The following is a 13142-nucleotide window of genomic DNA, read 5'->3' as shown; positions in this document are numbered from 1 at the left end:
TTGCCAAAGATGTGACGATGTAACATCCTCTCCCTTGCCGTCGAACCGGGCGGTACGACTCCAGGAGAAGGAGACCCAGGCATGTATGCGGATCGTTACGGACGGCACGGGCGGATCAACCCCGGCAGCTTTATCCTCGCGCTCACCATCAACGGCGCGATCCTCGGCGGATTGGTGTTGTTCGCCAACCCGACGTTCAAGAAACAGATCGAGCACCATCTGAAGCTCATCCCCATCGCTGCCGACCCGCTGCCACCGCCGCCGTCACCGCCACCGCCCAAGCCGCACCCCGAGCTGAAGGTCGAACCGGCGCTGCGTCAGCCGGTCGACACCAGCAAGAGCGTCATCGTCACCACGATCGCCGATCCGACGCCGCTCCCACTGCCGACCTTCACGCCCGGCCCGATCGATGGGACCGGCACCGTCGGCACCGCCACGGTCGAACCGGTCAAGCCGCTGCCGCCGGTTCTCACCACGCCGACGATCGATCCGCGCTACGCCAACCTCTTCCAGCCGGTCTTCCCGCCCGACGAGCAGCGCGCCGGGCGCAGCGGCCGGGTGGTGGTGCGTGTGCTGGTCGGCGTCGACGGGCGCGTGAAGGATATCGCGCGGGTCAGCGCGACCAGCGACTCGTTCTACGATGTCACCCGCAAACGGGCGCTCGACAAATGGCGGTTCAAACCCGCCACGCGCGACAGCATCCCGGTGGAAGCGTGGCGCGAAGTCGCGGTCAGCTTTGTCCTGGCCGAGGGAGAGTAAGCAGCGCTGGCAAGGGGGTGGCGTCCGGCGGGCGCCACCCCTATCTTCAAAAGCATGAAGTTCCGCATGCCCTGGATGTCCGAAGATCTCGCCAATGCGGTGTCGCCGCGCGGCGCGATTCGCGATCTGCTCGCCTATATGCGTCGCCGCCAGCGGCACGAGATCGTGTTTCTGACCGGTGCCGCCGGCCTGACGTTCCTGATGCTGTTCGGCTTCACCATCGAAATGCACGGGCCGAAACGGGAATATCACCGCGACATCATCTATTTCCAGCAGTGGAATGCTAACCGCACCGATGCGCAGATCATCGCCCAGCAGAAGATCGACGGGCCGGAACAGACCAAGCGCGAGGAAGCCGAGCGCAAGCTGGAAGCCGAGAAGCGTGCGATCTTCAAGCGCTTGGGCGATCAGATGAACTCCGTCGGCCTGTACTGACCGGCCGATGCTGGGGGCGGGCGACGACAGGCGCTGGATGGCGGCGGCGCTGTCGTTGTCCGAACGCGCGCGCGGGCGATCGACCCCGAATCCCAATGTCGGCTGCGTCATCGTGGCGGATGGCCGGGTAGTCGGACGCGGCTGGACCCAGCCGGGCGGGCGACCCCATGCCGAGGCGATGGCGCTCGCACAGGCGGGCGACACGTCGCGTGGCGCGACCTGCTACGTCACGCTCGAACCCTGCGCGCATGTCTCGCCTCGCGGCCCCGCCTGCGCCGATCTGCTGATCGCGTCCGGCGTGGCGCGCATGGTGATCGCCTGTCGCGACCCCGATCCGCGCACCGACGGCGACGGCATCGCCCGGCTGGAGGCGGCGGGAGTCGCGGTGCTGACCGGAGTCGGCGCAGACGGTGCACGCCGTGCCATGGCCGGCTTTCTCGCCCGCCAGCAGTATGGCCGCCCGCATGTCACGTTGAAGCTGGCGCTGTCGCTCGACGGTGCGGTGGCGATGGCGGATGGCCGCAGCCGCTGGATCACCGGGCCGCAATCGCGCGCGCACGCGCATCTCGAGCGCGCCCGTCATGATGCCATCTTGGTTGGGCGTGGGACGTTTGCGGCGGATCAGCCGCGCCTCGATGTGCGGCTTGCCGGGCTGGAGCACCGCGCGCCGGAGCGTCTGCTCTTGTCGGCCACGGCACAACCGGGCTGGACCACGCTTGCCGCGCCGTCCGACATTGCCGGGCTCACCGACGTCGATCACCTGCTGGTCGAGGGCGGGGCGGCGACGGCGGCGGCGTTCCTGGCGGAGGATCTGGTCGACCGGCTGCTGCTCTACCGCGCGCCGGTCGTGATCGGCGGCGGGCGCACCTTGCCCGACATCGGCCTCGCCGATCTCGCGGCCGCACATCACCGCTGGGCGATGCTTGACGCGCGCGCGCTTGGCAGCGATCGACTCGAGGTCTACGAGCGCGTGAGGAAAGACTGATGTTCACCGGAATCATCACCGATGTCGGCACGATCGAGGCCGTCGAGCAGCGCGGCGATACGCGCATCCGCATCGGGACGGCTTATGATACCGCTACCGTCGATCTCGGCGCGTCGATCTCCTGTTCGGGCGTATGCCTGACGGTCGTTGAAAAGGGTGCCGGCTGGTTTGCGGTCGATGTATCGGGCGAAACGCTGTCGCGCACCGCCGGCGCGCAATGGACCGCAGGCCGCCGCCTCAACCTCGAACGCGCGTTGAAGCTCGGCGACGAACTCGGCGGGCATATCGTCACCGGGCACGTCGACGGCACCGGTACGATCATCGATCTGCATGAAGAGGGCGGGTCGAAGCGCATCACCATCCTCGCCGGTCCGGATATCGCACCGTACATGGCGGAGAAGGGCTCCGTCACGCTCGACGGCGTGTCGCTCACCGTCAACAGCGTCGAGGATCGCGCCGATGGCGTCGCGATCGGCGTCAACATCATACCGCACACCGCCGCCGTCACCGCGATCGGATCGGCCGCCGTGGGCGACACCGTCAACATCGAGATCGATGTGCTCGCCCGCTACCTCCAACGCATGGAAGCTTATCGTGCCAAACGCTGAACCCCGCAGTCCGTCCGGCACGGGCGATCTGCATCGCATCCGCCACGGCTTCCTATCCAGCCCCGAGGAGATCATCGACGAGGCGCGTAACGGCCGCATGTACATCCTTGTCGACGACGAGGACCGCGAGAACGAGGGCGACCTCATCATTCCGGCACAGATGGCGACGCCGGACGCGATCAACTTCATGGCCACGCATGGCCGCGGGCTGATCTGCCTCGCGCTCACCAAGGAGCGGGTCGATCAGCTCGGCCTAGACCTGATGAGCCGCAACAACGGTACGCGACACGAAACCGCCTTTACCATTTCGATCGAAGCGAAGGAGGGCGTCACCACCGGCATCTCCGCCGCCGATCGTGCGCGCACCGTCGCCGTCGCGATCGACGGCAATCGCGGCAAGGACGAAATCGTCACGCCGGGCCATGTCTTCCCGCTCGTCGCCAAGCGCGGCGGCGTGCTGATCCGCGCCGGACATACCGAGGCGGCGGTCGACGTCTCGCGGCTCGCCGGGTTGAACCCTTCTGGCGTGATCTGCGAGGTGATGAAGGACGATGGCACGATGGCGCGGCTCGACGATCTCGTCGCGTTCGCGCAAAGGCATAACCTCAAGATCGGTACGATTCGCGATCTGATCGCCTATCGCCGCCGCCACGACCATCTGCTGGAACGCCGCATGGATACGCGCTTCACCAGCCGCTGGGGCGGCGAGTGGACCGCGATCAGCTTCTATAACAAGGCGGTCGGCTCGGAGACGATGGCGCTGGTCAAAGGTCATATCGATCCAGCTCGGCCGACGCTGGTGCGGATGCACACGCTGTCGGTGTTCGCCGATACCTTCGGCGAAAAGTCGGATCGCGAAGGTCTGCTTGCCGGCGCGATGAAGATGATCGCGGAGGAAGGGAGCGGTGTCGTCGTCATCATCAACCGCGCGATGCAGAACCTCGTGTCGCGGCAGATGGAAATCCAGAACAACGGCTCGCGCGAGAGCGATGTCGAGGAACTGCGCGATTACGGCATTGGTGCGCAGGTGCTGGCAGAGCTAGGTGTTCACGACATGGTGCTGCTCACCAATACGCATCACACCCTTGTCGCGCTCGAGGGCTATGGCCTGTCGATTGTCGGGGAACGCGAAGTCGAACGCGTCGTGGAAGGAAACGCCTGATGGCCCATATTCTGATCGTCGAAGCCCGCTTCTACACGCATCTTAACGACCTGCTGCTCGAAGGCGCCCGCGCCGCGATCGAGCAAGCGGGGCACAGCCACGAAACCATCACCGTGCCGGGCGCGCTGGAAATCCCCGGCGCGATCGCACTGGCGGCGGAAAGCGACCGCTATGACGCCTTCGTCGGCATCGGCGTGGTGATCCGGGGCGAGACCTATCACTTCGAGATCGTCGCAGGCGAAAGCGCGCGCGGGCTGATGGCATTGTCGATGGACGGGCTCGCCATCGGTAACGGTATCCTGACCACCGAAAACGAAGCTCAGGCGCTGACCCGAGCCAGGCGTGATGAAAAGGACAAGGGCGGCGAGGCGGCCAAGGCCGCGCTTGCCATGCTCGCGCTGCGCGAACGCTTCGCCCGCTAGGCATGCGCCCCGTTCGCCGATAGCGGCGAACGGGGCAAAGCGTCAGGCGTCCGCCGTTTCCAGCGCCGGATAATCGACATAGCCCTTCGGGCCACGGCTGTACCAGGTCGGCGCGTCCGACACGTTGAGTGGCGCGCCGATCTTCAGCCGCTCCGGCAGGTCGGGGTTGGCGAGGAAGGTGCGCCCGAACGCCACCGCGTCCGCTAAGCCTGAATCGATCACCGCCTGTGCGGCTTCGGCCGTGTCGTAATCGGAATTGACCACCAGCACGCCGCCGAACACCTTTCGAATCGCTGGCGACAGCTTCGGTACATCGGTCTTGCCGAACGTTCCGTCCGGCCCCGGCTCGCGCAGTTCGAGGAAGCCGATGCCGAGATCGGACAGCAGCTTGGCAGCATGGGTGAACAGCGGCTCCGGGTTGCTATCGTTCACGCCCTGCGAATCGCCATTGGGCGACAGCCGCACCGAGGTCCGCCCGGCACCGGCCACCGAGATGACGCGCTCGGTCACTTCGCGCAGCAGCCGCGTGCGGTTCTCGATCGACCCGCCGTAGCGGTCGTCACGGAAGTTCGCGTTGTCGCGCAGGAACTGGTCGATCAGATAGCCATTGGCGGCGTGGATCTGCACCCCGTCGAACCCGGCGGCGAGCGCGTTACGCGTCGCGGTCTCGTAATCGTCGAGCAGGCCGGGGATCTCGTCCAGCGTGAGCGGGCGCGCCGTCTCGAACGCCTGCTTGCCGTCATAGGTGTGTGCCTCGCCCGCGGTTGCGGTGGCGGAGGACGACACCGGCTGTTCGCCGATTACCGAGGAATGCACCTGCCGACCCATATGCCAGAGCTGCGCGACGATCCGTCCGCCGGCCGCGTGTACGGCATCCGTCACCGGCTTCCACGCGGCGACCTGCGCGTCGTTCCATAGCCCGGGCGCGTAGGGCCACCCGAGCCCCTGTTGCGAGATTCCGGTCGCTTCGCTGATGATGAGCCCGGCGCTGGCACGCTGGCGGTAGTATTCGATCATCAGCTCGGTCGGCACATGGTCCTGCGTGGCGCGCCCACGCGTCAACGGCGCCATCAGCACGCGGTTGGGGGCCTGGATGTCGCCAAGGGCGATCGGGTCGAACAATGAAGCCATATGGCGAAATCCTTTATGTACCTGTTGGTCTGAATGTAGGAACGGTGGATACGCGCGGCACCGCCTGCGGGTTCAAGAAATTCTGCTGCACTGCAAACAAAGCTATGGGTCGACGTTGCTCCGGTTGCATCGGCGGCGCGCAGGCACCACACAGGGCGCGGAGACTTCACCCATGCAGACCATCGCCCCCGACGCCACGCTCGACGAAATCGCGATCCAGCTCGCGCCCGCCATCGCCGCCAACGCCGCGTTTGACGGTTGGGGCGACGAGGCGCGCGATACGGCTGCCGCGGGTGCTGGCGTCGACCCCGACGTCGCGCTGCTGGCCTATCCGCGCGGGCAGATCGACATGATCGCGGCGTGGTTCCGCAGCGTCGACGCGGCGATGCTGGCGCGTGTGCCCGCCGCCGATCTCACCACCATGAAGATCCGCGAGCGGATCACCGCGCTGGTCGAGGCGCGTCTGGCGATCGTCGCGCCGGACCGGGAGGCGCTGCGCCGCGCGCTGGCCATTCTCGCGCTGCCGCAGAACGTCGCGACGGCTGCGAAGCTCGGCTGGGCGGCGGCGGATACGATTTGGCGTGCAGCCGGCGATACCGCGACCGACTACAATCACTATACCAAGCGAACGATCCTTGGCGGCGTCTATGCGGCGACGGTGACGGTGTTCCTCGACGATGACAGTGAGGACTGGGCGGACACGCGCGGGTTCCTGGCGCGGCGGATCGACGGCATCCTCCGCTTCGAGAAGACCAAGGCCGGGCTGCTCGCGCGCGCCGCGTATCGCCCGAGCCTGTCGCGCTTCATTGGGCGGCTGCGTTATCCGGTGGTGTGAGCCGACCGACCGCCCCGCAGGCGAGGTGAACGGTACGATTACGCTGGTGCTCGCCGCAAGTTAATGATAATCAGTCGCATCATGAACATGTTCTCGCGTATCGACTCCGGTGTCAGCCTTGAATCCCTGCCCAACCGTCAGCCGGCGACTGTCGCCGCGATCGACTGGACGCGGCTGAGCGTGCCGGAAGCGCGGCGGCTGCGCGAACTCGGCTTCGATGAAGGTGTCGGCGTCGAGGTGTTGCACCGTTCGATGATCGGCAAGGGGCCGATCGCCTGCCGGATCGGCCGCATGACCGTCGCGCTACGCCGCACCGTCGCCGACGCGATCCGCGTTTCCGCGCAAGCCGCCTGACAGGTGATCGCCTGACATGAACGCCGCGCCGCTGGTGGCGCTGGTCGGCAATCCCAACGCCGGCAAGAGCGCCCTGTTCAACGCGCTCACCGGTGCGCGTCAGAAGGTCGGCAATTACCCCGGCGTCACCGTAGAACGCCATTCGGGTCGGCTGGTACTCCCCGATGGCCGCCCGGTCGAACTGGTCGACCTGCCCGGCGCGTACAGCCTCGAACCCTCCAGTCCAGACGAGCGCGTGACGCGCGATTTCCTGACCGGTACGCAGGCCGGCGAGCGGCTGCCCGACGCGCTGGTGGTGGTGGTCGATGCGTCCAACCTCGACAACCATCTGCGCTTTACGCTGCAACTGATCGCGCTCGGCCTGCCGGTGGTGGTCGCGCTGAACATGGTCGATCTCGCCGAGCGTGACGGGCTGAAGCTAGATCCGGACTTGCTGTCGCGCGAACTCGGCGTGCCGGTGGTGCCGACGGTGGCGGTGCGGCGGCGCGGCCTGGACGACCTGCGCGACCGGCTCGACGGCATCCTTATCGGCGGCGCGGCGACGCGGCTGCGGGCAAGCGACGGCAGCATCGCGGACGACATCGCGACGCTGCAACGGCGTGCGCGCAAGATCGCCGCGCTCGCGACCGTGTCGGAGGCGCCGGTGCGGCGCTGGGGCAATGCGCTCGACGCGGTCGCGCTGCATCCGGTGTCGGGCGTGGTGATGCTGCTCGCGATCCTGTTCGTGATGTTCCAGACGGTGTTCTGGGCGGGCGCCGCCCCCGCCGACGCCATCGCTGCCGGGTTCGATGCGCTGTCCGGCCTCGTCAAGCAGGTGATGCCCGATTCGGTTCTCCGCTCGCTCCTGACCGATGGCGTGATCGCCGGGGTCGGCGCGGTCATCAAGTTCCTGCCGCAGATCCTCGTCATGTTCCTGTTCATCCTGGTGCTGGAGGCGAGCGGCTACATGGTGCGCGCCGCGTTCCTGATGGACCGGCTGATGGCGCATGCCGGCCTGTCAGGCCGCGCGTTCATTCCGCTGCTGTCGTCGTTCGCCTGTGCGGTGCCCGGCATCATGTCGACCCGCACGATCGACGACGAGAAGGACCGGCTCACCACCATCCTGATCGCGCCGCTGATGACGTGTTCGGCGCGGCTGCCGGTCTACACGCTCATCATCGGCGCGCTGATCCCCAATGTGCGCGTGCTGCCCGGCGTCGGCTTGCAGGGGCTGGTGATGCTTGGCCTCTACATCATGGGTGTGGTCGGCGCGTTCGTCGTCGCCGTCGTGTTGCGCAAGACGGTGACGCAGGGCGCATCGTCGGGCTTCATGATGGAAATGCCGAAATATCAGCTGCCCCGGCTCAACCACCTTGCCATCGGGCTGTGGAGCCGGGCGGCGATCTTCCTCAAGCGCGCCGGTACGACCATCGCCTTCACCACCATCGTGCTGTGGGCGCTGCTGAGTTTCCCCAAGCCGCCCGAAGGCGCGCACGTCTCCCCGGTCAACTATTCGGTCGCCGGCCGGATCGCCAACGGCATCGAGCCGGCCTTTCGCCCGATCGGCTTCAATCGCGACATCGTGCTCGCGCTGATCCCGGCGATGGCGGCGCGCGAAGTGGCGGTGGCGGCACTCGGCACGGTCTATGCCATTGATGAATCCGGCAATGATGGCGGCGAGGCGCAGATCGCGACCACCCTGCACGCGCGCTGGAGCCTGCCGACCGCGCTCGCCTTCCTGATGTGGTTCGTGTTCGCGCCGCAATGTATCTCCACCATCGCGGTTACCCGTCGTGAGACAAACGGGTGGAAATGGCCGGCGTTCATGGTTGGATATTTGTTCGTGCTCGCCTACGGTGCCGCCGGCGCGACCTACTGGGTCGCAAAATTCTTCGGGCTTTAGGATAATCGATGGCGGGTAGCGTCAATAAAGTGATTCTGGTCGGCAATCTCGGGCGCGACCCGGAGAGCCGCTCGTTCCAGAACGGCGGCAAGGTGGTCAACCTGCGCATCGCCACCTCCGAATCGTGGAAGGATCGCAATTCGGGCGAGCGCAAGGAAAAGACCGAGTGGCATTCGGTCGCGATCTTCAGCGAAGGTCTCGCCAACGTCGCCGAACGGTTTCTGCGCAAGGGCAGCAAGGTCTATATCGAGGGCCAGCTTCAGACGCGGAAGTGGCAGGACGCGCAGGGCCAGGATAAGTATTCGACCGAAATCGTGTTGCAGGGCTTCAATGCGGTGCTGACCATGCTCGACGGTCCCGGCGGCGGTGCAGGTGGTGGTGGCGGCAATGCCGTTCGCGACGATTTCGGCGGTAACGAGGACTTCGGCGGCGGCGGCGGCGGTGGTTCGCGCGGCGGCTATGGCGGCGGTGGCGGTGGCCGCTCGAGCCAGCCGGCCGGGGGCAACCGCGGCGGCGGCTTCGCAGACGATCTCGATGACGACGTTCCGTTCTAAGGATGGTCGACAAACGCAGGCCGGCCGCGGGACGCGGCTGGCGGCTTGACGAAACGGTCCGTGCCGAAGCGCTTGCCGCCTATGATTTGACCACCCTGGCCGGCAGCGCCGCGCTCAGGCGTATCACCGATTTTGCAGGCGCCCTGTGCGACACGCCGGTCGCGCTGGTGAGTTTGGTCGAGGAGCATATCCAGTGCTTCGTCTCGCGCACCGGCACCGAACTGATCGCCACCCCACGCGATATGTCGTTCTGCCAGTTCGCGATGCTCGGCGACGACGTGATGGTCGTGCCCGACGCGCTGAACGACCCCCGCTTCGCCGATACCGCCTTGGTCACCGGGGAGCCGTACATCCGCTTCTACGCAGGCGCGCCGCTTATCAGCGACGCGGGCGTCCCGCTCGGTGCGCTGTGTGTGATCGACACCAAACCGCGTGAGGGGCTCACACCGCTTCAGCATCAGGGTCTGCTCGTTCTGGCGGCGGACGTGATGTCGCGCTTCCGCGCGATCGAAGCCGGACGCCGCTGAGCGACGGTTACGGCTGCGCGCGCAGCATATCCGCGATGCCGGGCGCAAGCCGCTCCATGAACCGGTCGGGGCGCACCGGCGCGTGGAAGCCGAGTGCCGCGTAGACGCCGTGCGCGTCCATCGTGACGAGCGCGATGCGGCGTAGTTCGGCAAAGTCTGGATGGTCGAGGAACCACTGCACCATCGCGCGCCCGAGGCCTTGCCCGCGTGCGCCCTCGTCGACCCAGACATCGGCAAGCCACGCGAACGTCGCATGATCGGTAATCATCCGCGCGAAGCCGACCTGTTCGCCCGCGCGGTACGCGCCGAGGCAGTGCGAGCCGCGAATCGCCCGCTCGACCTTCTCGCGCGCGATGCCGGGCGACCAGTAGCTCGACGCAAGCCAGCCATGGATGCGCGCGACCTGCAAGCGCTCTGTGTCGTCGGACAGGATGATCTCGACCATAGCCGTGTCTAGCCGAATCGCCGCGCCGGCGCGCGTGCGGCGATGATCGCCTCCGCCGCCAGCCGTCCCGTCTGCGCGCCGCCGTTCATATAGCCGGGATAGGCGTCGGAGAGATGCTCGCCGGCGAAGTGTACCGGCCCGGACGGCACCGGGCGGCTGGCGATGCCGTCCGTCTCGGTCCAGATCAGCCGGCCGAAACGGGTGAGCTGGCCGGGGCGGAAGTTGACATAGCCGCCCATCGTCATCGGGTCGCGGTGCCATGCGCTACGCCGCGCCGCGCCGCTTGCCGCGACCATCCCGGGCAGTCCGCTCTCGACCTGCGCGGCAAAGCGTTTCGCCTGCGCGCGCGCGTCGCCGGTGGCCGCCGCCGTTACCTGATCGCCACCAAGATACCAGTTCCATACGCCACCCGCCCCGGTCGCGGGGCGTACGCCCGCGTCCCAGCCCTGCGAGACGCCGGATTTCGCACTCACGTCCCAAACCTCGCCACCACGGCCGATCGGCTTTTCCCACGGCCGGGTCGGTGTCACCGCCTGCACCTTCTCGTTCTTGCCCAAGCCCACCTCGGCGATGAAGCGCTGCCACAGCGGCGGCAGCGGCAGGGTGAAGGCGATGTTGCGGGTGATGCCCGCTGGCGTCGCGACGATCACGGCGGAGGCGTCGGCGGTCTTGCCGTCCGCGAACACCAGCCGCACGCCCGAGCCAAGCGCGTCGACCCGCTTCACAAGCTTGCCGGTCGAGATCCGCCCGCCGAGCCGTTGCGCCATCGCCGCGACCAGCGCGCTGCTGCCGCCGCTGATGAGGAAGCGTTCGTCGCTGCGGCTGAGCACGTCGATGCGCCGCCCCTCGATCGCCGGCAGGTTGAAGATCAGCTCGATCGCGGAGGCCTGGACGGGCTCGCAGCCATATTCGGTGCGGGCGGTCGCTTCCATCAACTGCCGCACCCACGGATCGGGCATCAGGCGCGCATATTTGTCGAGATAGTCGGTGAAGCTCAGCCGATCGAGATCGAGCGAGACCGTGGCGTAATTCTGGTCGAGCCGCACCGCATCCGCATCGATCTGCCCCGCGATCCCGCGAAGGCCGGCGGCGAGCTTGCCCTCGGCGATCTCCTTGCCGTTCTGCACGACCATGGTGCGGTGCGCGAAGCCCTTGCGGTCGATCAGCGCGAGGCCGAACTCGCGACACAGCGCGTGCATGTCGGCATGATCGGTGTTGACGAATTGCCCGCCCATTTCGATCGCCGGCTGGCCCGCGACCTTGGAGGTCCACATCCGTCCGCCCAATCGCAGTCGCGCCTCGTACAGCCGCGCGTCGATGCCGGCCTGCGTCAGGTGCCACAGCGCGCTCAAACCCGCCATGCCGCCGCCGATGATCGCCACCGGGCCGGGCGCGATCGGCGCGGCATAGGCCGGGCGTGGCAGCGCCGCCGCGATACCGCCGGCGCCGAGCGCGGCCAGCACCGCGCGCCGCGTCGCGCCGGGCGCACCCGGCGCCGGCGCCGCAACCCCCATATCCTTCAGGTTCAGCCGTCTGGCCGCTGCCAGCGCCTCCCATACAAACCCGCTACCGCGCATCGCCGCCCCTTCGTCCCGCGCCCTGATAGCAGCCGCGCGGCAGAGTGCCAGCTTGGCCTTGCCCAACTTGCCATACCCGCCCGCATCCGTCATGCGATCGCCCATGCTGCCTTTTTCCCGCGTCACCGTGATCGGCATAGGCTTGATCGGCTCCTCCATCGCCCGCGCGGTGCGCGCCACGATGCCGAGCGTGCGGCTGACCGGCTACGATGCCGATGCAGGCGTGCGCGCCACCGCCGACCGGCTCGGCCTGTTCGACGATGTCACCGACACGCCGGGTGCAAGCGTGATCGACGCGGATCTCGTCATCCTGTGCGTACCGGTCGGTGCGATGGGGCGGGCGGCGGCGGCGTTCGCGGAGGATCTGCCCGCCGACGCGATCGTCAGCGATGTCGGCTCATGCAAGGCGGAGGTGGTGCGCGCGCTCGCCGAGGCACTGCCGGGCGCGACCGTCATCCCCGCGCATCCGGTGGCAGGGACCGAGAACAGCGGACCGGAAGCGGGCTTCGCCACCCTGTTCAAACATCGCTGGTGCATCGTCACGCCGCCGGAGGGCGCGGCCCCGTTCGCGGTCGAGCGGGTGTGCGAGTTCTGGCGGCGGTTGGGTGCCGAGGTCGAGACGATGGCGCCCGATCATCACGACCGGGTGCTGGCGATCACCAGTCACCTGCCGCACCTGATCGCCTATACGATCGTCGGCACCGCCTCGGACATGGAGGAAGTCACCAGTTCCGAGGTCATCAAATATTCCGCGGGCGGCTTCCGCGACTTCACCCGCATCGCCGCGTCCGATCCGACCATGTGGCGCGACGTATTCCTCTCCAATCGCGAGGCCGTGCTCGATATGCTGCAGCGTTTCTCGGAGGATCTAAGCGCGCTGCAACGCGCGATCCGCTGGGGCAAGGGCGACGAACTGTTCGATCTGTTCACCCGCACGCGAGCGGTGCGTCGCTCGATCATCGATTCGGGGCAGGACGATCCCGCGCCCGACTTCGGCCGCACGCGCGAATAGCGCCGAGAACGCCAATCAGAGTTTGCGATACGGGTTGGGCAGATCCGGCATCCAGCCGGCGGTCGGCCCCGAGGTTCGCACGTCGCGCGGTGCGTCGGCTTGCGGGCGCGGCGTGATGACCGCCTTGGCACGAGCGTCGTCCGGGTTGATCGGCTCGATGAAGCGCAACCCTGCCGATCCCTTGTCGACCCACACCACGGTGGCGCCGATCGCCTGGAGTGCCCCTATCGAAATCAGCACCGTCGCGCCGACCTGAAGTCCGATCGCCTGGTCGATCCGGAGTCCGTCCGTCGAAAGGTCACGCACACGGTGGCGTGAGGGTTCACCGCCCCCGAAGCGTTCGATGGACGCAGTCAACATCACGCTCGCGCGCGTCTTGCGCGGCGTAGGCGCCGTGCTGACGCCGTCGGGGTCAGGAGTGTCTGTCATCGCTGCTATGTGGGAAATTCCACGC

At 67.3% G+C, this 13142-nt stretch carries 15 protein-coding genes and 1 pseudogene; 12 read left to right on the top strand and 4 right to left on the bottom strand.

The genetic code is table 11. From position 1 onward, the window contains the following. The first annotated feature begins 81 nt into the window (after positions 1-81). The 6 genes from L8F97_RS07875 (at position 82) to ribH (ending at position 4371) form a co-directional block, all read left to right on the top strand. Positions 82-759: a TonB family protein gene (locus L8F97_RS07875; RefSeq protein WP_242148201.1), complete on the top strand. Its 678-nt coding sequence runs from the start codon at positions 82-84 to the stop codon at positions 757-759. 66 nt (positions 760-825) lie between these two features. Next, complete coding sequence (locus L8F97_RS07870) at positions 826-1194, top strand: hypothetical protein (protein ID WP_242148199.1); 369 nt, start codon at positions 826-828, stop codon at positions 1192-1194. Positions 1195-1201: 7 nt separating this feature from the next. Continuing rightward, the gene (gene ribD, locus L8F97_RS07865; RefSeq protein ID WP_242148197.1) at positions 1202-2179 is read left to right on the top strand and encodes a bifunctional diaminohydroxyphosphoribosylaminopyrimidine deaminase/5-amino-6-(5-phosphoribosylamino)uracil reductase RibD; all 978 of its coding nucleotides are present in this window, start codon (positions 1202-1204) and stop codon (positions 2177-2179) included. Then, the gene (locus L8F97_RS07860) at positions 2179-2787 is read left to right on the top strand and encodes a riboflavin synthase (protein WP_242148195.1); all 609 of its coding nucleotides are present in this window, start codon (positions 2179-2181) and stop codon (positions 2785-2787) included. Before ribD ends, L8F97_RS07860 begins: the two co-directional genes overlap by 1 nt. Next, on the top strand, positions 2774-3949 hold the full coding sequence (gene ribB, locus L8F97_RS07855) for a 3,4-dihydroxy-2-butanone-4-phosphate synthase (protein ID WP_242148193.1): 1176 nt from the start codon (positions 2774-2776) through the stop codon (positions 3947-3949). Before L8F97_RS07860 ends, ribB begins: the two co-directional genes overlap by 14 nt. Next, positions 3949-4371: a 6,7-dimethyl-8-ribityllumazine synthase gene (gene ribH, locus L8F97_RS07850; protein ID WP_242148191.1), complete on the top strand. Its 423-nt coding sequence runs from the start codon at positions 3949-3951 to the stop codon at positions 4369-4371. The genes ribB and ribH overlap by 1 nt, the downstream gene beginning before the upstream one ends. Positions 4372-4413: 42 nt before the next feature. Here ribH and L8F97_RS07845 read toward each other — a convergent pair whose 3' ends face one another. After that, positions 4414-5502 carry an alkene reductase gene (locus tag L8F97_RS07845; protein WP_242148188.1) on the bottom strand — a complete coding sequence of 363 codons (1089 nt, stop codon included), beginning with the start codon at positions 5500-5502 and terminating at the stop codon, positions 4414-4416. Between L8F97_RS07845 and L8F97_RS07840 the strand changes: the two genes are divergently transcribed. The 5 genes and pseudogenes from L8F97_RS07840 to L8F97_RS07820 all read left to right on the top strand — a co-directional run. Beyond that, on the top strand, positions 5465-6337 hold the full coding sequence (locus L8F97_RS07840; protein ID WP_409929016.1) for a COQ9 family protein: 873 nt from the start codon (positions 5465-5467) through the stop codon (positions 6335-6337). The genes L8F97_RS07845 and L8F97_RS07840 overlap by 38 nt on opposite strands. 81 nt (positions 6338-6418) lie before the next feature. Then, positions 6419-6691 carry a FeoA family protein gene (locus L8F97_RS07835; protein ID WP_242148184.1) on the top strand — a complete coding sequence of 91 codons (273 nt, stop codon included), beginning with the start codon at positions 6419-6421 and terminating at the stop codon, positions 6689-6691. Positions 6692-6707: 16 nt separating this feature from the next. Continuing rightward, a complete protein-coding gene (locus L8F97_RS07830) occupies positions 6708-8573 on the top strand; it encodes a ferrous iron transporter B (protein WP_242148182.1) in 1866 nt (621 codons plus the stop codon). 8 nt (positions 8574-8581) lie between these two features. Next, positions 8582-9127 carry a single-stranded DNA-binding protein gene (gene ssb / locus L8F97_RS07825; protein ID WP_242148180.1) on the top strand — a complete coding sequence of 182 codons (546 nt, stop codon included), beginning with the start codon at positions 8582-8584 and terminating at the stop codon, positions 9125-9127. A gap of 2 nt (positions 9128-9129) precedes the next feature. Then, positions 9130-9624 (top strand): annotated as a pseudogene (locus tag L8F97_RS07820) (GAF domain-containing protein); the annotation flags it as partial. A gap of 37 nt (positions 9625-9661) precedes the next feature. Here L8F97_RS07820 and L8F97_RS07815 read toward each other — a convergent pair. Beyond that, positions 9662-10099 (bottom strand): GNAT family N-acetyltransferase, encoded by a 438-nt coding sequence (locus L8F97_RS07815; protein WP_242148178.1) that lies wholly within the window; start codon positions 10097-10099, stop codon positions 9662-9664. Between the two features lie 8 nt (positions 10100-10107). Next, positions 10108-11802 (bottom strand): flavin monoamine oxidase family protein, encoded by a 1695-nt coding sequence (locus tag L8F97_RS07810; protein ID WP_242148176.1) that lies wholly within the window; start codon positions 11800-11802, stop codon positions 10108-10110. Here L8F97_RS07810 and L8F97_RS07805 point away from each other — a divergent pair. After that, positions 11780-12688 carry a prephenate/arogenate dehydrogenase family protein gene (locus L8F97_RS07805; protein WP_242148174.1) on the top strand — a complete coding sequence of 303 codons (909 nt, stop codon included), beginning with the start codon at positions 11780-11782 and terminating at the stop codon, positions 12686-12688. The two genes, L8F97_RS07810 and L8F97_RS07805, sit on opposite strands and share 23 nt — an antisense overlap. A 15-nt stretch (positions 12689-12703) precedes the next feature. Here the strand turns inward: L8F97_RS07805 and L8F97_RS07800 are convergent, their stop codons facing one another. After that, on the bottom strand, positions 12704-13117 hold the full coding sequence (locus tag L8F97_RS07800) for a PilZ domain-containing protein (RefSeq protein WP_242148172.1): 414 nt from the start codon (positions 13115-13117) through the stop codon (positions 12704-12706). Between the last annotated feature and the right edge of the window lie 25 nt (positions 13118-13142).

Source organism: Sphingomonas sp. BAUL-RG-20F-R05-02 (genome assembly GCF_022662305.1).
In the GTDB taxonomy this organism is placed as follows: Bacteria; Pseudomonadota; Alphaproteobacteria; order Sphingomonadales; family Sphingomonadaceae; genus Sphingomonas.
This window is presented reverse-complemented; position numbering and strand designations above follow the sequence as displayed.

Coding starts and splice junctions, on each gene's coding strand:
- L8F97_RS07875 (WP_242148201.1), top strand. CDS start 82: ATGTATGCGGATCGTTACGGACGGCACGGGCGGATCAACCCCGGCAGC.
- L8F97_RS07870 (WP_242148199.1), top strand. CDS start 826: ATGCCCTGGATGTCCGAAGATCTCGCCAATGCGGTGTCGCCGCGCGGC.
- ribD (WP_242148197.1), top strand. CDS start 1,202: ATGCTGGGGGCGGGCGACGACAGGCGCTGGATGGCGGCGGCGCTGTCG.
- L8F97_RS07860 (WP_242148195.1), top strand. CDS start 2,179: ATGTTCACCGGAATCATCACCGATGTCGGCACGATCGAGGCCGTCGAG.
- ribH (WP_242148191.1), top strand. CDS start 3,949: ATGGCCCATATTCTGATCGTCGAAGCCCGCTTCTACACGCATCTTAAC.
- L8F97_RS07840 (WP_409929016.1), top strand. CDS start 5,465: ATGTCGCCAAGGGCGATCGGGTCGAACAATGAAGCCATATGGCGAAAT.
- L8F97_RS07845 (WP_242148188.1), bottom strand. CDS start 5,502: ATGGCTTCATTGTTCGACCCGATCGCCCTTGGCGACATCCAGGCCCCC.
- L8F97_RS07835 (WP_242148184.1), top strand. CDS start 6,419: ATGAACATGTTCTCGCGTATCGACTCCGGTGTCAGCCTTGAATCCCTG.
- L8F97_RS07830 (WP_242148182.1), top strand. CDS start 6,708: ATGAACGCCGCGCCGCTGGTGGCGCTGGTCGGCAATCCCAACGCCGGC.
- ssb (WP_242148180.1), top strand. CDS start 8,582: ATGGCGGGTAGCGTCAATAAAGTGATTCTGGTCGGCAATCTCGGGCGC.
- L8F97_RS07815 (WP_242148178.1), bottom strand. CDS start 10,099: ATGGTCGAGATCATCCTGTCCGACGACACAGAGCGCTTGCAGGTCGCG.
- L8F97_RS07805 (WP_242148174.1), top strand. CDS start 11,780: ATGCTGCCTTTTTCCCGCGTCACCGTGATCGGCATAGGCTTGATCGGC.
- L8F97_RS07800 (WP_242148172.1), bottom strand. CDS start 13,117: ATGACAGACACTCCTGACCCCGACGGCGTCAGCACGGCGCCTACGCCG.